Below are 21,963 nucleotides of genomic sequence, written 5' to 3' on the forward strand. Positions count from 1 at the left end.
TCCATATGAACAAATCTATCAATATTCAAGATACTTTTTTGAACCAACTTCGTAAGGATCAAATTCAAGTTACTGTTTTTTTGATGAATGGATTCCAAATTCGCGGATTTATTAAAGCATTTGATAACTTTACAATTATTATTGAAGTTGAAGGTCGTCAGCAAATGGTTTACAAGCATGCCATTTCTACTTTTGTGCCGCAACGTAATGTAACACTAATGCAGCAAGATTCAAGTCAATAGAACGGTTAAGACGCAACTGAAACTTTTTCAGATGCTTTTCGTCTAATTAGATAGCGGCATTCAGGAGCAACCCGATGTTTAGCCGGGTTGCTTTTGTTATTTATTGTGTATACTTCATGTAAGTACAAGTTCAAAGTCTGCTTTTTGATCAGTATTGTGAAGTGTATTTATGCTTCTGCGGGAACATTTTATTACATCATAAGTTATACTATGCAGTTGCAAAAAGTTTTAGGAGGGGTCAGCATGAGTGAGCAAGGTGGAAATAACCGTGCGAACAACAAAGAAGCAAGTAGTAATCATACTAACAAAAAGAAAAATAAGAAGAGAAACAAAGGAAAAATATGGTTTTACAGCTTATTCTTCTCGATTGTTCTTGGTATTGTCTGTGCCATTGCAGGGTATTTATTCATTATTCTTAATGGTGAGAGGCTACTTGCAGAAAATGGAGACAAGTTAGTATTTGGTGAGGCTTCCGTTATATATGATGCTAATGGAACGGAAATATCAAGATTATACGACGTGTCGGATAATCGAGAAATAGCCGAGTTTTCAGAAATACCTGAAATCGTCCGCCAAGCCTTTATCTCAACTGAAGATCAGCGTTTCTATGATCATTCAGGCTTAGATTTCATTGCAATTGGTAGAGCACTAGTGAAAGATATTATTGCACGTAGCGCCGTTGAGGGTGGTAGTACGATCACACAACAGCTAGCGAAAAATGTGTTTCTAACAGGGGACAAAACGGTGTTCCGTAAAGCGACTGAAGCTTCCATTGCCGTAGCGCTAGAACAACAAATGTCCAAAGATCAAATTTTGGCAATGTACTTGAATCGAATCTATTATGGTCGAGGCATCCACGGTATTAAAGCTGCCGCTGAATATTATTTTGATACCGAATTAGAAGATTTAGAATTATGGCAAGCCGCTACATTAGCAGCGATGCCGAAAGCACCGAACCGTTACAATCCGGTGAACAATCCTGAGGCATCGAAGGATCGTCGTGCTGTCGTATTGAGATTATTATATGATCAAGGTTATATTACAGAAACTCAGATGAATGAGGCGAAAGCTGTTGAATATGTCCAGCCTGATCATGCAGATAAGTATACGAATTCCAAATATACTGCGTTTATTGATTATGTTATAGAAGAAGCGATAGAGGTTACAGGATTGCCAGAGGAAGAGCTACGTGTTGGTGGCTTCCAAATTCATACAACCTTAAATATTAGCGCTCAAGATATAATGGATGCTGAATTTGAGAATAAAGATAACTTTGAGGAAAGCGTTGATGAGGAATTAGCACAAGGATCGATGATTATTATTGATCATGCTACTGGAGAGATTAAAGCAATGTCTGGTGGTCGTGATTATGTGAAAAAAGGCTGGAATCGTGTTACTCAGCCAAGACAGCCAGGATCAGCCTATAAGCCGATTATCTCTTATGGTCCTGCATTAGAAACGCTGAATTTCACACCATCAACTGTGTTGAAAAATGATAAAAAATGCTTCAATAATTACTGCCCACAAGATAGATGGGGAGCGGCGTCCGTAACGATGCAGCAATCTCTACAAGATTCTCGAAATCTAGCTGCTGTATGGTTATTGAATGAAGTAGGCTTGAAGGCTGCTGATGCATTTGCAACAAGATTAGGTGTTGGTCTTACCGATGATGATATGAATTTATCGAGTGCACTAGGTGGACTTAGTAGAGGTTTTTCACCGCTACAGATGGCAACGGCCTTTAGTGTTATTGCTAATAATGGGGTTTCTGTTGATCCCCATACGATTACTTCTATTACAGGCAAAGGTTATGACTATAAATATAAAGCACCGAAAGCAGAACGGTTAATGAAGGAAACGACAGCATCATATCTTACGGCTATGATGCGTAAAGTTGTAGATTCTGGAACGGCCAAAAGAGCTCAAATTGACCGTCCAGTGGCAGGTAAAACAGGTACGACACAGCACGGTATTCCTGATTATAAAGGTAAAGGTAATCGTGATGCGTGGTTTGTTGGTTATACTGCGGAATGGACAGCGGCGGTATGGATGGGTTATGACAAAACGAACGCAACTCATGTATTGAAAAGTGGTAGTTCGCAAGCTGCAACACTATTTGCGAAAATAATGAAGCCAGCACTTGCTACCATTCCCAAAAACAACTTCACTGAGGTGGAAATTCCCGAAGTAGAAGTTCCAACATTAACGATGGGGAACTTAGCTCTAGAATATGATGCAGAAGTTATGAAAGTTACTTTGAAATGGGATATACAATATGAGGGTGACGTAACCTTTGAGGTGTTCCGGATGGAACAAAATAGCGGGAACTTTGTTCACTTTGCAGAGACCGAGGGTCAATATATGATTGATGATGCTTATGTGTTCCCAGGAAACAATTATCAATATTATGTGATCGCACATGATCTGGAAAATGATATTTCAAGTGATCCTTCTAATAAAGTGTCCTTTGATATTCCAGATGGTGATTTGGTCATCCCAGATATTCCAATGGAAGGTGACGAAGATGACTTTGTGGAAGGTAATCCATATCCAACGGATGATTGGTCACAACCAAATGTCACTCCAACACCTGCGCCACCGATCGAGCCAACATCAACACCGACTCCTGAGGTGACGCCAACTCCGACACCAATCGTACCAGATGAGCCGTGGGAAGAGGAAGTACCGCCTGAGCAAGAGTTTGTACCTGAAATTGATGGAGGAATAGATCAGATCACACCGTAACGAAATGAAAAGTATTATTACAGATTCAAACCTATAACTGCTGAAGAGAGCACAAGGACATATATGACATTCGCAATAGACATTCTATTGATATTTATGCGAAAACGTTATAAATGTTGTGCTCTCTTTTTCGTAAATGTTGGATATTGGTGCTGACTATGTTAAGCTTCAAATATAGTGTTTATGGTGTAATAGGAAAGGTACGTTTACTATGAAAAGAAAATTTTCTGATCGTGCAAACTGGCGTAGAATTGTACGTAAAAGTTATTCATGTCTGTCACTCGATAATAAAGAGTTTCATGGATTACTTACCTTTTATCGGATACATGAGCTTCGAGATCCTTTATATAAAGAATATGGTGAACATCGTTTATGTCTAGCTGATGAAGGTTATTTGTGGATGCAACATTTTCCTAAAGGAGAGCATTTCGTCATTACGACAATGTTCGACAAGCAGGGGAAGGTAGTCCAATGGTACATCGATGTCTGTAAAACACAAGGATTAACGGAACAGCAGGTTCCTTGGTTTGATGATCTGTATCTTGATGTCGTCGTCTTGCCCAGTGGTGAAGTGTTTCTAATGGATGAGGATGAATTAGAGGAAGCGTTCAAGAGCGGGGATATTTCGTATAAGGACGTGGCAATGGCGAAAAAAACTGCGAATAGATTATTGTCAATGATTCGCAATGGGAAGTTTCGTTATTTTACACTTAGTATGAAGCATAAGCGTATCTATGACCAAGCGCGGGAATTGAGTGAATCGTGATATGAAAAAGAGACGTGAGAAAATAGGCTTTTTTCGTAAATGTTTTCGAATATTTATATTAGCTGTTTCCATAGTGTTCATCTGGTGCATATATTGCTACGGCTTACTGCTCTATGGTCAACAAGATGCTCCGCTCCAGCAGGCAGACACCGGCATCGTCTTAGGTGCAGCGCTGTGGAATAATGTTCCCAGTCCAGCACTGCGAGAACGATTGGACGGGGCGTTGGCATTGTATGAAGAAGGAACGATCAACTATTTAATACTTAGTGGTGGGAAAGCATCGAATACTTCATTATTATCTGAAGCGGAAGGGATGCGCGACTATCTCGTAGCGGCAGGTGTTCCTGCTGAGAAACTATTATTGGAGAAACAATCTACTGATACCTATGAAAATCTATTATTTAGCTATGAGATTGCCAAGGCAAATGAACTGCAATCGTTCATAATCATTACGCATAATTACCATGGTGAGCGTGCAGCAGATATTGCGTCCTTTCTACATATGGAAAATGTTCAGGTTAACGGTGTGAAAACAAAGGTGCTTAATGAATCATATCATTATACAAGAGAAGTGTTAGCTTATACAAAATGGCAATTGAATAAACTACTTTCACTGTTGAATATCTACATTTGAGTAAAATTCATGAATCTTCTAATATGTAAGAAATAGCTAGAATACACTGATACTACGTATAGCTTGCACAGCTTTTGATGAAAGAAAGGTGATGCTAGTAATGAGTAGTAAAGTTATTTCAGGTGAGCCTTACGTAAACACTCGTTCATCACGTCAAATTAATGTGGTGTTACGAAATCATGAACCGCTACAAATGATAAGCGATACACATTTAATAGAAGAAAAGCATGAAGTCGAAGAAAAAATGCAACAAGCACCTAATATTTATGCTGAATTTGAAGAAGAATTAAATCAAATGATTGGCATGGATCAAGTGAAGCAAATCGTATATGAAATATTTGCCTTGTTACAAATAACGAAAATGCGCCAAGAGGCAGGGTTAAATGGATCAGCTCAAGTGTATCATATGATTTTCAAAGGTAATCCTGGTACAGGAAAGACGACGATTGCTCGAATCGTTGCTAAGCTGTTTCAGAAGATGGGTGTCCTTTCAAAAGGGCATCTTATCGAGGTGGAACGGGCTGATCTCGTAGGTGAATATATTGGGCATACCGCGCAAAAAACGAGAGATTTGGTAAAGAAGGCGATGGGTGGAGTACTGTTCATCGACGAAGCCTATAGTCTTGCACGAGGCGGGGAAAAGGATTTCGGTAAGGAAGCGATCGATACGCTTGTGAAGCATATGGAAGATTCGAAAAATCAATTCATCCTTATTCTTGCAGGCTATCCCTACGAAATTGAACAATTTCTCATGACGAATCCTGGACTACCATCTAGATTTCCGATCATTATTGACTTTCCAGACTATACGGTAGATCAGCTTATGCAAATTGGTGAGCAAATGATTAAAGAAAGAGATTATTCACTTTCACAGCATGCGTTATTCAAACTTCGTCAACTCGTTATGCAAGCGAAGCAAAGCGAAGAGTTTTCATTCAGTAATGCTCGCTATGTCCGCAATTTGCTAGAAAAGGCGATCAGGCAGCATGCGGTTCGCTTAATGGGACAATATCCAAGGCATGCCCCTTCGAGAAATGAATTAATAAGTATTCGTTCTGAAGATATTAAGTTATAATAATGAAGGCACTTTTCGCATATTAAATGCGGAAGTGCCTAATTGAATGTAAGGGAGAAACTTTTGATGAAACAACAACGTAGTGACACATGGAAACAGCTTGAAGTATTAGTAGAACAAACTGAAGTAGAAATTAGAGATGCTTTTCTTGACATAGAGCGTATAAGTGAAAAGAATCAATGGAAAGTTATAGAAGCATTTCAGAAATATAAAGTGAGTGATTTTCATTTTGCAGGCTCGACTGGCTATGGCTATAACGATCGAGGACGTGAAGTATTAGACCTTGTCTATGCTGAAGTATTTGGTGCAGAGCAGGCGTTGGTTCGTCCACATTTTGCGTCGGGTACACATACCATTAGCTGTGCTTTGTTTGGAGTATTGCGTCCTGGTGATGAATTACTGTATATAACGGGCACACCATACGATACATTGCATAAAGTTATCGGAAAAGCTCAGGATGGCTCAGGCTCTCTAGCTGATTGGGGAATATCATACAAAGCGGTTGAACTATTAGCAGATGGACAAGTTGATTGGGCAAAGGTTGAAGGAAGTATTACATCTAATACGAAGGTTATCGGTATTCAGCGCTCGCGCGGATACGACTGGAGAGCTTCTTTCAATATTGCACAAATTCAAGAGATGGTTACACGCATTCGTGAAATTGCACCGCATGTCATTATTTTTGTAGATAACTGCTACGGTGAGTTTACCGAGCTACTAGAACCAACTGAAGTTGGTGTTGATCTGATGGCAGGATCATTAATTAAAAACCCAGGCGGTGGTATTGCTGAAACTGGTGGCTATATTGCAGGTAAGCAGCAATATGTAGAAGCGGCTTCGTATCGCTTAACAGCACCTGGTATTGGTGGTGAGGTTGGGGCAACGCTAGGGACGCTGCGTGGGATGTATCAAGGATTATTTCTAGCTTCACATCTCGTATCCCAAGCCATTAAAGGGAGTGTATTAGCTTCGGCGTTATTTGAAAAGCTTGGCTTTGAGACAAAGCCCACATGGCAGGAAAAACGAACGGATCTTATTCAAGCGATACGCTTTGGACAAGCTGATCATTTAATTGCATTTGTGCAAGGTATTCAGCAAGCAGCAGCAGTCGATTCATATGTTACACCAGAGCCTTGGGACATGCCTGGATATGAGCATGCTGTTATTATGGCGGCGGGCACATTTATCCAAGGAGGAAGTCTAGAATTGTCTGCGGATGCCCCAATCCGTGAACCATATATTGCTTATATGCAAGGCGGGTTAACGTATGCTCATGTCAAATATGGACTGCTTACTTCTTTGTCGAAAATGACCGATAAGGGCTTGATTGTAACGAAACCTTACACAGGTTGACATATTTATACTAGCTAGTTACAATGATGGTAAAGTGGCTACAGGAAGGATGGTGCGATATGGCTGACGATATTCGTAGAAATATGGCCTTGTTCCCAATAGGTATTGTAATGAAGCTTACCGATCTAACGGCGAGACAAATTCGTTATTATGAACAGCATGAGCTAATTGTTCCTGCAAGGACTGGCGGTAATCAACGCTTATTCTCATTTAATGATGTAGAAAGACTACTTGAAATAAAATCGCTTATTGAAAAAGGTGTTAACATCGCTGGTATTAAGCAAGTGATGAATCCAGTTTCTAAGGAATCCGAGGAAGCAACGATCGTAAGTGAGCAATCTGAGGTTAAGCGTCGTGAAATGTCAGATACTCAGCTTCATCGTATGCTTAAGCAACAATTGATAGAAAAAAGACCAGGTCAAACATCTATCATTCAAGGTCAGCTATCGAGATTTTTGCATAAACGCTAGTGCTTTTCATTGGTGAAGAGTTATATCAAGGAAGCTATGAAAAGTATGGTTTATGCTTTCGAAGTGACTTTTCATTGGTGAAGAGCTATATCAAGGAAGCTATGAAAAGTATGGTTTATGCTTTCGAAGTGACTTTTCATTTGTGAGTGAGCTATATCAAGGCGATATGAAAAGTTGGAGGAGATGATTTTATGGGTTACACGAAAGAGGACATTAGACGAATTACGGAAGAACAAAATGTACGATTCATTCGCTTGCAGTTTACAGATTTGCTTGGTGCAGTGAAAAACGTGGAAATCCCTGTAAGTCAACTTGAAAAAGCACTAGATAATAAAATGATGTTCGATGGATCTTCGATCGAAGGTTATGTACGTATAGAAGAATCAGATATGTATTTATATCCTGATCTAGACACTTGGGTTGTATTCCCTTGGGTAACTGAAGTTCGTATTGCCCGTTTAATTTGTGATATTTATATGCCTGACGGAACACCTTTTGCTGGTGATCCACGTCATATTTTGAAACGAGTGTTAAAAGAAGCTGAAGAAATGGGCTTTACCAATATGAATGTTGGTCCAGAACCAGAATTCTTCTTATTCAAAACGGATGAAAAAGGCAATCCGACAACAGAATTGAATGATCATGGTGGTTACTTTGATCTAGCACCTATGGATATGGGTGAGAACTGTCGTCGTGATATCGTGCTTACGTTAGAAGAAATGGGCTTTGAAATTGAAGCATCTCATCATGAGGTTGCTCCAGGTCAGCATGAAATCGACTTTAAGTATGCCGATGCAATTCGCGCTGCTGATCAAATTCAAACATTCAAACTCGTTGTAAAAACAATTGCTCGTGTACATGGTTTACATGCATCCTTTATGCCTAAACCACTGTATGGTGCAAATGGGTCAGGAATGCACTGTCATGTATCTTTATTCGAAGGAAATGAAAATAGATTCTATGATGAAAGTGATCCACTAGGCTTAAGTAAAGATGCTCGCCACTTTATGGCAGGTATTATGACTCATGCCCGTGCAATGGCTGCGATCATGAATCCTACGGTTAATTCTTACAAGCGACTTGTGCCTGGTTATGAAGCGCCGTGTTATGTTGCTTGGTCTGCAAGTAATCGTTCTCCAATGATTCGGATTCCAGCATCACGCGGTATTTCGACTCGTGTAGAAGTGCGTAATCCAGATCCAGCCGCTAATCCATATTTGACACTTGCCGTTGTATTGAAAGCGGGTCTAGATGGTATTCGTAATAAGACGACTTTAGTTCCTCCGACAGACCGTAATATTTATATTATGTCTGAAGAAGAGCGTCTAGATGAAAATATTTTCAGCCTGCCTAACGATCTTCGTGAAGCATTGAATGAGCTACTTCGTAGTGATGTTATCTGCGACGCACTGGGCGACCATGCGTTAGCTCACTTCTATGAACTGAAAGAGATCGAATGGGATATGTATAGGACCCAAGTTCACCAATGGGAACTTGATCAGTATTTGACGCATTACTAATTAGGGGAACCCTTGATGCTACTGGCATTGAGGGTTTTTCTTGTTGGGGGGCAGTGCCATTATTGGTGAAAATAGGAAAAAGGTATGATGGCGGGAGGGAAGCCTATCCTTTACACTTGATGAGGAGCTTGTACGCGTCAATGCAAGATCGAGAAGAGAAGATAAAATTAGGGAGTGTACATTATGAATGAAATGATAGAACAACAGAAAGATTTCGGTTTTGCGAGAGTATACGCGATTGAGTTACTCTACAAAGAAAAACCGTTACTTGATCGCGAACTACTTTATGCCAAAATGGAGCAATATACTGGAAAAACAGATCAACCGCAAAATGAAGATAACAAGAGCGGCTCGCTGGCCGTATGGGAACCCTATGAGCAGCCGGAGCAGGGCGATATGCTTCATTTTTTTCATTTGAATTATATGGTGGAATATTCAGAAGGGGAAATGCCTGCGCAAACAAGTATTACAGGTATGAGTCCGCACCCGATATCCGAATATGAAGAAGCAGTTCAGCAAAGTTGGCATTGGAATGAAGCCGGCCAAACTCTGCAGGAGTGCAACTACTCGTTACTACTCGTTGATATGATGGCATCTGGACTGGAACCGAAGAGAAGATTGGAGCTACATACGAATGCGCTTCGTGCAATTTTGGAAATTGCTCCTTGCGATGCTATTTATTTTAGAGAAAGCAAAAAGTTGGTTGAGCCGCGCATGTTTTTGACTGCTGTTGATGCAGGAGAAATTTTATACGGAGCAGTGAACATTCGTTTTTATAATGTTGAAGGCACTGGAAGCAACCGTCAGGAAGGTCTTATGGATTCCGTTGGACTCGCTGCACTGGGCATTCCTGATGTGCAATGCCACTTCTATGATATGGATACTTCTGAGGTAGCCGACATATTGACGAATTTTTCTTACTATTTGTTTAATCAAGGCGATATTATTACGGATGGCGAAACGTTAGGCTTTACAGAGGAGATGCGTTGGCGTTGCGAGCATCAATATGCACTGGCTGCTCCACATCGCGTAGTAATTGATCTTGATCCCGGCCAGCCATACTATGCGGGACGTCAGGGCGGAGTTGACGAATAGTCGATAAATACCTAACAGGGCACCTTGTTATAAGGCGCCCTGTTTACAACATATTAGTTTACTTAGGAATGATGACGACGATGTTTTTTAGCGATTACAAGTACTCTTTGCCCAGGTCTAATTCTTAAAACTTTAGTTCTTCTAGCAACACCCATAGGAGTCACCTCCATATTCAGATAATACTATTATATGAAAGTTAATTGAAATTGCTCTAGACGGATATAACCCTTTGAAGTTAATTAATTAAGTATAAGAGGGGGAATGATTTGATATTCCCCTCTCGACTGATTAAAAGAAAAACGGGAGTAAAAATAAAGCTCCGATAGTCGAAAGCGGAACTCTGCGCTGGAAAAATCTGCGTCTAGGAAAAAAGCCGGGATGAAAACCAAACTGTCTATAGGTAGATTCATATTCTTGGAAACCATTTATTCGATCTGCCATTTCATTTGTAGGAATTGCAAGTGTGACATAATCTTGATCGACATGAGCAATAAATCCGTCATATGAATTACCGTCTGTAGTTTGAATACCGACATATTTATTCATACAACTCCAACAAATTTCTTCATAACCATTACTTTCCATTGTTAGCCTCCTTAGTATCTGACTCACAATAGTCTATGGTCTAGAAACTATAATGCACATGACATTCGCCTATTAATATAAAAAGAAGATTTTGATGGAAATCAAGAAAGTACAAATCATAAGTTAATTTAGTATAGTATTTTCAAAGGAGTTAATGTAAAATATAGTAAATTAATGTTAAGGTGGGTTATTCATGAAAGTGTTTGTTTATTTTCGGCTTAAGCATGCTTTGTATATTATTATTTCTTTGTTGCTGCTTACTAGTTGTGCATATCAGCAAGTCACGACGATTACTACAAGTACATCTAACGAAATAACAGCTGAGGGGATGTTAGCTAATCCTAATCGAGACTTTTTCCAATATGAAGAGGGATTTTATGTTAACGCAACTAGAACAGGGGAGAGTGAATTTGAATACACATTAGGTAAGGAAATTGGTGAAATAACTAAAATTTCAACAAAGGCAAAGCAATACCAAAGTGGAACAGCTAATATGCTACCAGTGGGCACGAAGCTTTATGAAACGGATGCGTCTTATATTGTAGCTGTTGTAGAAAATGTTGAAATTCCTTATACGCAAATAATTAGTGCTAATGCAGAGTGATAGGTTCTTTAATCTATATTAGATAATAGAAAAAAACTAAGGCTTGAAGCTCAAGCCTTAGTTCCATATAACTCATCTAGAGTAACGAGTGTGAATCCTTTATCCTGTAAATCTTGAATAATATAAGGGAGTAGTTCGACTGTATTGCTAATATGCTTACCACCAAATGAATGCATAAGAATGATACTATCTGGCTTTGTATCATCGTTAATCATTTTCCTCATTTCTTCAACTGATGTTCCAGCCCAGTCCCGAGTGTCTACATTCCATCCCACGAAACTTCTACTATCGTTTTTCATAGCGTCTCTAACTACATCATTAACAGCTCCATAAGGCGCTCTAATCCAGTCTGGCTTAAAACCAATAGCAGCCTGTATTAACTCATCTGTCCGCTCTATTTGTGCAACAATCTCTTTACTAGTAAGCTTAGTCAAATCCGCATGATTATAAGAATGATTGCCTATGGCATGCCCTTCATCCACAATTCTTTGAAGAACGGAGCCGAGTTTTTCTACTTGTGTTCCAACAACAAAGAAAGTAGCTTTTACTTTATATTGTTTTAATATATCTAAGATAGCAGGAGTATACTTTGTATCGGGACCATCATCAAACGTTAGTGCGATATATTTTTTAGTTGCAACATCTGGATCAGATGGTTGAATCGGTTGTTCGGTAGATTCGGGTTCAGTAACCGTTGGAGGCTCTGTTGGTGCTGGTTCTGTAGCGGTAGGTACTTTTGTTGTTTCTTGCTCTGTACTGTTATGTTCTTGTTCAGGTATCTCTGTACTCGTTGGTAATTCTATGTTTTCAGGTGTAGATTCAGGCGATATTGTAGGTGTTGGTGACGTTGCTGGATCATTAGAAATATTAACGTTTTCATCGATATCATTGTCGGGATCTTGTACAGAAGGTAGATCGATATCGTTAGATTCTGGCTGTTTATTCGATGTAATGTCTGACGTTTGCTCTGAATGAAAAGATTCTGTTAACGCTGAAGACTGTGAGAATAATGGTAAAATAAAATGTTGGACAGCTTTCGATTGGATACTGAAAAAGGGAATGATCATTGCAATGAATAATATTAGTGCGAAAAGTCGTCGTCGTTTTCTTTTTTTCTTCTGCTTGATTATAACCATTCTTGTAGTCGTTGATTGATCAGGGATGTACATGACTTCACGCCTTTCGTAAAAACACAGAGAAGTATGCTTTAACTTATTAGGAATGGGTTAAATATTCAGTGTGTTGTTCTCTTATATACTAAACGTATGAGGGAGGAATAAAGTTTTCGAATTATAGAAAAAAAGAGCCTTACATCGCAATGATGCAAGACCCTCTTAGAAATCAAATTATAGGTTATAAATTATTGAAAAATTTCAATAATTACTACTAGACTTCACAAGCTATTCCATCACCATCACGATCTAATTTCTTAGAGTAGCCAGGATCACCCTTCATAATTGGAGCAGCACCTGCCTCACGAACTTCTGTACAGTTTTTATATACAATATTCGATGGTGTAGATGTCGCACTACTTTCTGTATCCGTAGGATTTTTGCCAAATAGATTTTTCGGTTTTGTTACAATAAATAATACTTTCTCACCGTTGTCGTAAGCAGATAATTGATGGCCGACCCAACTGCCAGCACCTCGATTATCACTTGGATTGATATACGCTACGCTAGCGCCTTTTCCACCTTCTGCACACATTGCCATTGGCCACTCATCGCGATCATAGCCTTTCATAGTGTCAATGCCTGCCAAAGAATTTTTACGATTTTCATCTGCTCCTTCGCGGTCGATAGTACACACATCTGAATGACCATTTTCTATTGCGCTGTAAATATGGAGTGCGGTTTCAGGATAGCTATCGCTAGGGAATTCAAGAATATAATCATAATCGTCGGGTTCCGTTTGCGTGGTAGTTACTGGTGTGACGCTTGGCGCTGGAGTAGCTACATTGTTCTCAAGTTCGACAACTGGAGACGTGTTCTCATCTTCGTGGGAACTACTTACATCTTCATGCTTAGATTGTTCTATCACTGAATGATCAACAACGGATGGAGCTGTTATATCAGTTCCGCAAGCAGTTAACAATAACAGAAGCAAAAGTGAACATAACATAAACCATTTTTTCAAATTACTCACTCCTAAAACTTTTCATAGCATCTCGATATTCTTCATTGAAAAATGAAAAGTAGCATCGAAAGCATAAGCCAAAACTTTTCATATTCTTCTAGATAGGGCATGCTGTGATGAAAAGTTACATCGTAAGCAAGGGCTAAAACTTTTCATAGCATCTCGATATTTTTCATTGAAAAATGAAAAGTAGCATCGAAAGCATAAGCTAAAACTTTTCATATAATCAATTCCATAAAAATAGACCATCAGTTACATAGTAACTGATGGTCTATTAAAGTATGCATACAATGAGAATTAGATAATCAATGCATATCACGGAATAATCCGATTACTTTACCAAGTATAGTTACTTTTTGCAATCGGATTGGCTCCATAGAAGAATTTTCTGGTTGCAATCTAATATGATCTTTTTCGCGGTAGAATGTTTTGACGGTTGCTTCATCATCTTCAGTCATAGCAACAACGATATCACCATTGTTAGCTGTTTGTTGTTGTCTAACAATAACCATATCTCCATTATGTATTCCGGCTTCGATCATGCTTTCACCGACAACATTTAAAATAAACACATTATTATCTCTAACAAAATTAGTAGATAGCGGGAAATAATCCTCAATGTTCTCTGTAGCGGTAATCGGTATACCAGCAGTAACTTTACCTATAACAGGAATATGCTTAACTGGAAAAGGAATGATATTACTATCTTCTTCAACTGTATCTTGATCCAAAATTTCAATCGCACGAGGCTTAGTTGGATCACGGCGAATAAATCCTTTTTTCTCTAGGCGATCCAAATGACCATGAACCGTAGAACTTGATAATAATCCAACTGCTTCCGCAATTTCGCGAACAGATGGTGGATAACCTTTATCTTTAACTTCTTGCTTAATAAAATCTAATATAGATAGCTGTCGCTTTGATATTTGTTTCATCAAGATCATCTCCACATTTTATTAGGCAAATTATAACATAGAACTCGAGTTCGCACAAACATAAGTTCTCAAGAATATATGTTCGTATTTTTATTGGAATCCATTGACACGGAACGTCTGTTCGTGTATTCTAAAAACAGAACAAACGTTTGGGGGATGGTTTTCATGTCAACGTATAATCCATATGCATATCGCAGTTATATAAGTTCCAGTAACAGTAAGAGAGACACTCAAGTACATAAGCAGTCTGTTCGGTTTTCTCTACCAAAGGTATCGATGATCAGTAAAGGGTTTTTTATACTTACGTTAACTGCACTTATTGTAATGAGTTCGTTTTTGTTCAGTGCTACAGCTTCGACTACAAATGGTGATTCACTGATGGATGGTGAAACGATTATCGCTGTAGGTGCTGGCGATACACTTTGGGATATTGCAAAGCATCATTATAGTAATACCTCAGATATTAGCTATATTGTATATCTTATTAAAGATCGTAATCAGTTAGAAAATGCGACTATTACTCCTGGTCAGCAATTAATATTACCTTCATTATAATGATTTTGAATATTAGTCTGTAAAGTTCATCGATAGAAGATGCAACTTTATAGACTTTTTTGTTATAATGAAATTATTGTTCTAAAATCAAAGAAATATGTGAAGTTGCATCTCCTTGAAATTCATGTCAACATTATGGGATTGCTAGCTAGAAGGGAGTGGAAGAAATGGATATGGAGAAATTGATTGCTCGTATTAATGAGCTATCACGTAAAAATAAGTCAGAAGGTTTAACAGCTGATGAGACAAAGGAACGTGAAGAATTACGTAAAAAATATCTTCTCAACTTTAGATCTAATATGAGACAACAACTTGATAATATTGAGATAGTTGATGATGATGACCAAGGTGACAATAAAACAGTATTAAACTAAATATTCATTCAAATAGTTCAGAGGGGGATTTATATTGTCGCGTTCTTGGGAGAGAAAAGTTAAGAAAAATATGGCTACTGTTAATAAAGCACGCAAGAAATCAGGTGCTGGAAATTTAGTTATGAATGTTGAGAAGAAACAAGAAACTCGTTTCACTGGTCGAAATTACATTTTACCTGCAGTACTTGTTCTATTTATTGGTATGTACAACTTTTTAATGCTGATGGATCCTACATTTAAATTCAATACGATGTATTGGATAACGATTGTGAGTTACTTCTTACTTGCAGCATTGTTCTATTTCCGCAAACCATACCTAACAATAGGAAAAGACTATGTTCAATCTCGCAGAATGATGGGGGACAAGCAGTTATTTGCTGCTGCTATTAAAGAAATTAAAATCCAAAGTGGATATGTCATTATCGTTCCCAACCATGGAAGTAGTTGGACATACTCTAAGCTGTTTAATCGTTTCCCATTGCAAGATATGTCGGTAGCATTAAAGAAATTTGCTGAGAAACATGACATTACATTTACAGAGTAGAGCTAGTGATTATTAATTATGTAAAGAAAAATTGTATGAATAGATTTGAATAGGGATAGTAACATGACTTAAGGGGAGAAACCGACGTGAAGAAGGCAGTACTTTTTGATTTGGATGATACGTTACTGTGGGATGATCGCAGTGTGAAAGAAGCATTTCGTGTTACATGTGAATTTGCCCAAGCAGAAACTGGAGTTGATCCAGAGGCGCTAGAACAATCAGTTCGCCAAGAAGCTAGAGCGATCTATGAAGCTTTTGACGCTTTCCCGTTCACAAAAATGATCGGTATTAATCCGTTTGAAGGACTTTGGGCTCGTTTTGCTGAAGGAGAACAACAGGAATTCCGTCAACTTCAACAATTTGTACCTTCCTATCGTACGAATGCTTGGACGAAGGGTCTAGCAGCACTTGGTATTGATAATGCAGAGCTAGGTGAGAAATTAGGCGAAATGTTCCCAGCAGAGCGCAGAAGTCGTCCTATCGTCTATGAAGAAACATTTGCAGTATTAGATCAATTGAAGGATCAATATAAATTATTACTTCTAACGAATGGTTCACCTGATTTACAACGTGAAAAGCTGGCAGGTGTTCCGCAGCTTATTCCTTATTTCGATCATATTATTATTTCAGGTGAATTTGGGGAAGGCAAACCTAGAGCTTCGATATTCCAACATGCTTTAAGCCGTTTGGAACTAGAAGCAGAAGACTGCATAATGGTTGGAGACAAATTAACTACGGATATTCTTGGCGCTAATACAGTTGGAATGACTTCTGTCTGGATTAATCGCCACGGTATAGACCGCAATGATGATATTATTCCTACACATACAATTACTAGCTTGAATGACTTATTTGAATTGTTAGCTTAATTACTTAATGAAAAAGCATCTGAGCTGCAGATCTGTGTAGCTCGGATGCTTTTTAATATCTATGCGGGTAACTCATTCAACGTTTACGTCGTTTTCTAATGCATATAGTTACTGCTGTTGCGATTAGAATGACAGCACTTATTAGCAGCATATAAGTTGTTTTTTTATTTTTTTGGAGTTCATTGATTTGCTCTAGATCGTAAGTAGCATCTGATAAAAGTTTTGTTCCGCCACAAATATCATCGGTTGCTAATTCACCAGCTACATATTTATATAAGTAATTTTTTTTAGAAGTTTCATAAGCATAAACAACATATTCATCACCTTCAATCAACACTGTTCCAGCAGGAGTTACTAATGTAATGATGTGTAGTTCGTCCCCTTTTAATGTTGAGGACACTTCAAAAGTTACTCTGCTTTTCTTATTAATCGAACCAACATCCTCGTAAAAATGTTCAACAACCTTCCCAACGAATACAGCGTCATTCTCTTTATACAACTGTTTTGGTTCTACTTTATATATTGAAGTTATTGTCAGGAATTTTCTAATATAGCAAGTAACTTTTTGCCGTCTTTCTTTGTAGTTTTCCCATACTTGGCCTGACCTTCGACAATTACTACTAATATATTCTTATTAGGTGAAATCCAAATATCATAAGTTACTGGTTCATATGAAATAGTAGGATCAGTATAGATAATATCAATTCTATAATCAGCAGACTGAGACATAGATACTAATAGGTTTTCAAAGGAGATATTTTGTATAATTTTCATTACAGTTTCGACATTTTTAATATCCTCCATTTTATTATAAACGGTGTAGCTTTGCCCATCTGGTTTACTGAAGTGAAGATTTAAGTTTTCATAAGGGTTTTGCGCATCCAATGCTTCTTTTTCGTTACAAGCAACTACAATACACATGATGAACAATAATAGTAATGAAGCGACAATACACTTTTTCATATTTATCCTCCAGTATAAAATATATTTATTCATCGCGAAGTGTCAGTACATTGAAACTTATCGACATCATTACTTATGAGCAAACAAACTTAATCCTCAATAGTAACATCCATTGGCTTGATATCTACATAACGGATAAATGATTTGAAATGTTGCTAATTTTTGTAAATTTAAATTAGTTACTGCTGTTGCGAATTCATCTAAGAACAATGAAAGAGAAGGGATAACTGCTTAATAACGAGGGCTAAACAATAAAAAAGCTGGCCTGCCAAATGACAGAACCAGCTTGATGATGGCGAGATTATTTTTGGAACGCAGGATCATCATGAGAATGTGCAATCCAGCCTTCTGTTTCTATAAATAAGCGAATAGCTACGATTTTTTTGTTGTCCATTAATGTGAAGAAGTGAGGGATGTTCTCAGGAACAGAAATCAAGTCCCCAGCTTCTAGTTCAACATCGAAGTAACCAACATCTTCAGTACCTTTAATAATAAAGATCCCTTTACCAGCAGTTATCGCACGAACTTCATCTTCAGTATGTGTATGAACGTTCTCGAATTTTTTAAGCAATTCTTCAAGATTCGGAGTACCTTCTGATAATGTAATAACATCCCAAGTTAGATAGCCACGACGAACAGCAATTTCACGGATTTCATCATCGAATGTAGCAAGAATTTCTTGCTTCTCTTCATCAGTAAGATCAAACTTCTCTTGTAGACCAACACGTAGCTTGGAAACATCCCAATGTTCATAGATTACGCCTTGTTGTTCAAGGAACGCGCCTACGTTTTCTTCTCCTTGAATACGTTCGTCTGTATTTCGAATTCTTATCTCAGCCATGTATTATTCCACCTTTTCCAATAGGAATTAAATTCTTATACGTATAATTATAAATGATATTGATGTACTTGTCGATTATTTACCTTTCAACTTTGGTGAATTTCTGATAAAATTTGTGTTAGTGATTTTGGGAAGGGTGTATATAATTGTTAATTAGCAAACTTCAAGAAGAACTTCAAAAGAGAATTCTTATATTAGACGGTGCAATGGGAACGATGATTCAGCAGGTTGATTTGACTGAGGATGACTTCGGTGGCGCTGAATTAGATGGCTGTAATGAGATGCTTGTATTAACGAGACCGGATGTCATTCAGTCTATTCATGAGCAATATTTAGCCGCTGGTGCTGATATTATTGAGACGAATACATTTGGCGCTACAAGCGTTGTACTAGCCGATTATGATATTCAAGATAAGGCAAGAGAAATTAATTTAGCAGCAGCAAAGCTAGCAAAGGATGCTGCTATCAAATATAGTACGCCAGAAAAACCGCGTTTTGTTGCGGGCGCGTTAGGTCCAACAACGAAAACTCTTTCTGTAACGGGAGGGGTTACGTTTGATGCATTAATAGATAGTTACTATGTGCAAACTGTTGCGTTAATTGAAGGCGGCGTAGATGTTATTTTACTTGAAACTTCGCAGGATACACTTAACGTTAAGGCAGCTAGTGTAGGTATTAGACAAGCATTCGAAACAACAGGGATTACATTGCCGCTAATGATCTCGGGAACGATCGAGCCGATGGGAACAACGTTAGCTGGACAAAGTATAGAGTCCTTCTATATTTCTTTAGAGCATTTGAAACCGATATCTATTGGCTTAAACTGTGCGACAGGTCCAGAATTCATGCGTGATCATATTCGTTCTTTAAGCGATATTGCTCGCACTGCAGTATCATGTTATCCGAACGCTGGATTGCCAGATGAAAATGGTCTATATCATGAGACACCGCAATCACTAGCTCATAAAATCGAAGATTTTGCGAAGCAAGGGTGGTTGAATATTGCAGGTGGTTGCTGTGGTAGTACGCCAGCACATATCGAAGAACTGGTAAAAGTTCTTGCCAAATATGAGCCTCGTCCACAAACCGGTGATCATTCTGACGCTGTCTCAGGGATCGATACTGTATTTATTGAAGCAGATAATCGCCCAATTATGATTGGTGAGCGTACAAACATTTCTGGTTCTCGCAAATTCAAACGACTTATCAAAGAAGAAAAATTTGACGAAGCTTCAGAAATCGCGCGTGCACAGGTGAAGAATGGTGCTCATGTCATTGATATCAACTTGCAGGACACGGATATTGATGAGGAGTATGCCGTTCATAACTTCCTACCGCAAGTAATGAAGAAGATTAAAGCGCCAATTATGATTGATTCCACATATGATCATATTATTGAACTAGGTCTGAAATACTCTCAAGGTAAAGCGATTATTAACTCCATTAACCTTGAAGATGGTGAGATTAAATTCAAGGCGATCGTACCATTAATTCATCGTTATGGCGCGGCGGTTGTTATGATTCTTATTGATGAACGCGGACAGGCTATAACGCGTGAAGCGAAGCTAGAAGTTGCGGATCGTGCTTATGATTTGCTTGTGAATAAATACGGTTTGAACGAAGAAGATATTATATTTGACCCGAATATGTTCCCAGTTGGTTCTGGTGATCCGCAATATATTGGTTCAGCTGTCGAGACACTTGAAGGTATTCGGATGATCAAGGAGAAATATCCACGTACGAAGACGATTCTTGGATTAAGTAACATCTCATTCGGATTGCCTGATGCTGGTCGTGAAGTGTTGAACTCTGTTTACTTGTATCATGCAACGAAATCAGGACTTGATTATGCGATTGTTAATACGGAAAAGCTAGAGCGCTATGCTTCAATCTCTGCGGAAGAGCGTGAATTAGCTGAACAATTAATATACAACACGAATGATGAGACGTTAGCGGCGTTTGTAGCTGCATTCCGTCATAAGAAGGTCGAAAAGGTTGAAAAGCTTTCTAATTTATCATTAGAGGAGCGTCTATCATCTTATATCGTTGAGGGCACGAAGGAAGGTCTAATTGTTGACCTTGAATTAGCTCGAGAGAAATATTTGCCACTTGATATTATTAATGGTCCACTTATGGCAGGTATGGCTGAAGTCGGCAGACTATTCAATAACAATGAGCTTATTGTTGCTGAAGTATTGCAAAGTGCGGAAGTGATGAAGGCTTCCGTGACGCATCTTGAGCAATTTATGGAGAAAACCGAATCTGCAATTAAGGGGAAAATCATTCTTGCTACCGTTAAAGGTGATGTGCATGATATCGGCAAAAACTTAGTTGAAATTATTCTATCTAATAATGGCTACAAAATTATTAATCTAGGTATTAAAGTACCGCCGGATCGCATTATTGAAGCATACCGCGAAGAAAAGGCAGATGCTATTGGTCTATCGGGTTTATTGGTGAAATCTGCGCAACAGATGATCATTACAGCACAGGATTTACGTGCAGCTGGAATTGAAGCACCGATTATGGTTGGTGGTGCAGCATTAACTCGCAAATTTACAAGAACACGTATATTACCGGAATATGATGGGCTTGTTATTTATGCCAAAGATGCGATGGATGGGCTCGATATTGCTAATAAATTGACGACGCCAGAATTACGTGCTGTCGTTGAAGAAGAGTTTGTGCAAATTCGCGAGGCGCTTGCAAATGAAGTTGAGACGGAAAAGAAATTACCTACAATGACTAGAGCAGTGAGATCTCATATTTCACAAGATACACCAGTCTTTATTCCACCAGATACAGATCGTCATATATTGCGTAATATTCCGATCAATCAAGTATTGCCATATGTAAATATGCAAATGCTGCTTGGACATCATCTTGGTGTTAAGGGACAAGTCGATAAGCTACTTGAAACGGGTGATAACAGAACAACTCAGCTGAAGGAAACGGTAGACAGCATTTTTGCTCAAGGAATCGAAGAAGGCTTCTTAGAAGCGAACGGAATGTATCGTTTCTTCCCTGCCCAGGGCTCTGGCAATGATGTTATTATTTACGATCCTGAAGACCATAGTAAGGAAATTAAAAGGTTTACATTCCCGCGTCAGCAAGTTGAGCCGTATTTATGTCTTGCAGATTTCCTGAAATCGGTTGAAAGTGGAATCATGGACTATGTAGGATTTATCGTCGTTACAGCGGGTAAAGGAATTACCGATATTTCTGCTGCATGGAAGGATAAAGGGGACTACTTGAAATCACATGCAGTACAGGCGTGTGCGCTTGAAACGGCAGAAGGTCTTGCTGAGAAGGTTCATCATATGATGCGTGATATTTGGGGTTATCCAGATCCGCTTGATATGACGATGAAAAAACGCTTCGGTGCGCGTTATCAAGGAATTCGAGTGTCATTCGGTTATCCAGCATGTCCTAATCTTGATGATCAAGGCCCGTTATTTGAATTAATGAAGCCTGAGGATATTGGAATGTTGCTTACGGAAGAATTTATGATGGAGCCAGAAGCTTCTGTATCAGCAATGGTCTTTGCTCATCCTGAAGCGCAGTACTTCAATGTGGATAAAGCTTAATGTTTACAAGGGTTTCTGAAAAGGTCTAGTAAGTTTATCGGAAATCTATGTTATTCATGTTTTTCTCAGA

At 38.6% G+C, this 21,963-nt stretch carries 22 protein-coding genes; 15 read left to right on the forward strand and 7 right to left on the reverse strand.

Annotated features, from left to right (window positions below; translation table 11 throughout):
- Positions 1-5 precede the first annotated feature (5 nt).
- From hfq to AC1TO5_RS17225, 9 genes are all read left to right on the forward strand, one after another.
- On the forward strand, positions 6-242 hold the full coding sequence (hfq, locus tag AC1TO5_RS17185) for an RNA chaperone Hfq (protein ID WP_482064068.1): 237 nt from the start codon (positions 6-8) through the stop codon (positions 240-242).
- 243 nt (positions 243-485) lie between these two features.
- Positions 486-2,987, forward strand: a complete 2,502-nt coding sequence (locus tag AC1TO5_RS17190) for a transglycosylase domain-containing protein (protein WP_482064069.1) — start codon at positions 486-488, stop codon at positions 2,985-2,987.
- A gap of 211 nt (positions 2,988-3,198) precedes the next feature.
- Positions 3,199-3,753 carry a ribonuclease FAU-1 family protein gene (locus tag AC1TO5_RS17195; protein ID WP_482064070.1) on the forward strand — a complete coding sequence of 185 codons (555 nt, stop codon included), beginning with the start codon at positions 3,199-3,201 and terminating at the stop codon, positions 3,751-3,753.
- Position 3,754: 1 nt separating this feature from the next.
- The gene (locus tag AC1TO5_RS17200) at positions 3,755-4,387 is read left to right on the forward strand and encodes a YdcF family protein (RefSeq protein ID WP_482064071.1); all 633 of its coding nucleotides are present in this window, start codon (positions 3,755-3,757) and stop codon (positions 4,385-4,387) included.
- Positions 4,388-4,487: 100 nt separating this feature from the next.
- Positions 4,488-5,462 (forward strand): stage V sporulation protein K, encoded by a 975-nt coding sequence (gene spoVK / locus AC1TO5_RS17205; protein ID WP_482064072.1) that lies wholly within the window; start codon positions 4,488-4,490, stop codon positions 5,460-5,462.
- A 66-nt stretch (positions 5,463-5,528) separates the two neighbouring features.
- Positions 5,529-6,815, forward strand: coding sequence for a methionine gamma-lyase family protein (locus tag AC1TO5_RS17210; protein ID WP_482064073.1), 1,287 nt, complete (start codon positions 5,529-5,531; stop codon positions 6,813-6,815).
- Between the two features lie 59 nt (positions 6,816-6,874).
- Entirely contained in the window at positions 6,875-7,285 is a 411-nt protein-coding gene (locus tag AC1TO5_RS17215; RefSeq protein ID WP_482064074.1) for a MerR family transcriptional regulator, read from the forward strand.
- Positions 7,286-7,476: 191 nt separating this feature from the next.
- A complete protein-coding gene (gene glnA / locus AC1TO5_RS17220; protein ID WP_482064075.1) occupies positions 7,477-8,805 on the forward strand; it encodes a type I glutamate--ammonia ligase in 1,329 nt (442 codons plus the stop codon).
- Positions 8,806-8,988: 183 nt separating this feature from the next.
- Positions 8,989-9,900, forward strand: a complete 912-nt coding sequence (locus tag AC1TO5_RS17225; RefSeq protein ID WP_482064076.1) for a DUF4261 domain-containing protein — start codon at positions 8,989-8,991, stop codon at positions 9,898-9,900.
- Positions 9,901-10,188: 288 nt separating this feature from the next.
- Here the strand turns inward: AC1TO5_RS17225 and AC1TO5_RS17230 are convergent, their stop codons facing one another.
- On the reverse strand, positions 10,189-10,485 hold the full coding sequence (locus AC1TO5_RS17230) for a phosphatidylinositol kinase (RefSeq protein ID WP_482064077.1): 297 nt from the start codon (positions 10,483-10,485) through the stop codon (positions 10,189-10,191).
- A 193-nt stretch (positions 10,486-10,678) separates the two neighbouring features.
- On the opposite strand from AC1TO5_RS17230, the gene AC1TO5_RS17235 reads away from it, so the two are divergent.
- Positions 10,679-11,089 carry a hypothetical protein gene (locus AC1TO5_RS17235; RefSeq protein WP_482064078.1) on the forward strand — a complete coding sequence of 137 codons (411 nt, stop codon included), beginning with the start codon at positions 10,679-10,681 and terminating at the stop codon, positions 11,087-11,089.
- 50 nt (positions 11,090-11,139) lie between these two features.
- Here AC1TO5_RS17235 and AC1TO5_RS17240 read toward each other — a convergent pair whose 3' ends face one another.
- The 3 genes from AC1TO5_RS17240 to lexA form a co-directional block, all read right to left on the reverse strand.
- A complete protein-coding gene (locus AC1TO5_RS17240) occupies positions 11,140-12,258 on the reverse strand; it encodes a polysaccharide deacetylase family protein (RefSeq protein ID WP_482064079.1) in 1,119 nt (372 codons plus the stop codon).
- A gap of 217 nt (positions 12,259-12,475) precedes the next feature.
- Complete coding sequence (locus tag AC1TO5_RS17245; RefSeq protein ID WP_482064080.1) at positions 12,476-13,225, reverse strand: excalibur calcium-binding domain-containing protein; 750 nt, start codon at positions 13,223-13,225, stop codon at positions 12,476-12,478.
- Positions 13,226-13,530: 305 nt separating this feature from the next.
- The gene (gene lexA, locus AC1TO5_RS17250; protein WP_482064081.1) at positions 13,531-14,160 is read right to left on the reverse strand and encodes a transcriptional repressor LexA; all 630 of its coding nucleotides are present in this window, start codon (positions 14,158-14,160) and stop codon (positions 13,531-13,533) included.
- Positions 14,161-14,325: 165 nt separating this feature from the next.
- Between lexA and AC1TO5_RS17255 the strand changes: the two genes are divergently transcribed.
- The 4 genes from AC1TO5_RS17255 to AC1TO5_RS17270 all read left to right on the forward strand — a co-directional run bounded on the left by AC1TO5_RS17255 (position 14,326) and on the right by AC1TO5_RS17270 (position 16,502).
- On the forward strand, positions 14,326-14,715 hold the full coding sequence (locus tag AC1TO5_RS17255) for a LysM peptidoglycan-binding domain-containing protein (protein ID WP_482064082.1): 390 nt from the start codon (positions 14,326-14,328) through the stop codon (positions 14,713-14,715).
- 167 nt (positions 14,716-14,882) lie between these two features.
- Positions 14,883-15,089 (forward strand): DUF896 domain-containing protein, encoded by a 207-nt coding sequence (locus AC1TO5_RS17260; protein ID WP_482064083.1) that lies wholly within the window; start codon positions 14,883-14,885, stop codon positions 15,087-15,089.
- A gap of 34 nt (positions 15,090-15,123) precedes the next feature.
- Entirely contained in the window at positions 15,124-15,633 is a 510-nt protein-coding gene (locus tag AC1TO5_RS17265) for a hypothetical protein (RefSeq protein ID WP_482064084.1), read from the forward strand.
- 86 nt (positions 15,634-15,719) lie between these two features.
- Positions 15,720-16,502: an HAD family hydrolase gene (locus AC1TO5_RS17270; protein ID WP_482064085.1), complete on the forward strand. Its 783-nt coding sequence runs from the start codon at positions 15,720-15,722 to the stop codon at positions 16,500-16,502.
- 76 nt (positions 16,503-16,578) lie between these two features.
- Here AC1TO5_RS17270 and AC1TO5_RS17275 read toward each other — a convergent pair whose 3' ends face one another.
- The 3 genes from AC1TO5_RS17275 to AC1TO5_RS17285 all read right to left on the reverse strand — a co-directional run bounded on the left by AC1TO5_RS17275 (position 16,579) and on the right by AC1TO5_RS17285 (position 18,306).
- Positions 16,579-17,001 (reverse strand): hypothetical protein, encoded by a 423-nt coding sequence (locus tag AC1TO5_RS17275; RefSeq protein WP_482064086.1) that lies wholly within the window; start codon positions 16,999-17,001, stop codon positions 16,579-16,581.
- Between the two features lie 35 nt (positions 17,002-17,036).
- Positions 17,037-17,465, reverse strand: a complete 429-nt coding sequence (locus AC1TO5_RS17280; RefSeq protein ID WP_482064087.1) for a hypothetical protein — start codon at positions 17,463-17,465, stop codon at positions 17,037-17,039.
- A gap of 301 nt (positions 17,466-17,766) precedes the next feature.
- Entirely contained in the window at positions 17,767-18,306 is a 540-nt protein-coding gene (locus tag AC1TO5_RS17285; RefSeq protein WP_482064088.1) for a 1,2-dihydroxy-3-keto-5-methylthiopentene dioxygenase, read from the reverse strand.
- A gap of 206 nt (positions 18,307-18,512) precedes the next feature.
- Between AC1TO5_RS17285 and metH the strand changes: the two genes are divergently transcribed.
- Positions 18,513-21,893: a methionine synthase gene (metH, locus tag AC1TO5_RS17290; RefSeq protein ID WP_482064200.1), complete on the forward strand. Its 3,381-nt coding sequence runs from the start codon at positions 18,513-18,515 to the stop codon at positions 21,891-21,893.
- Positions 21,894-21,963: the final 70 nt, after the last annotated feature.

Source organism: Paenibacillus sp. Y930, from assembly GCF_056786375.1.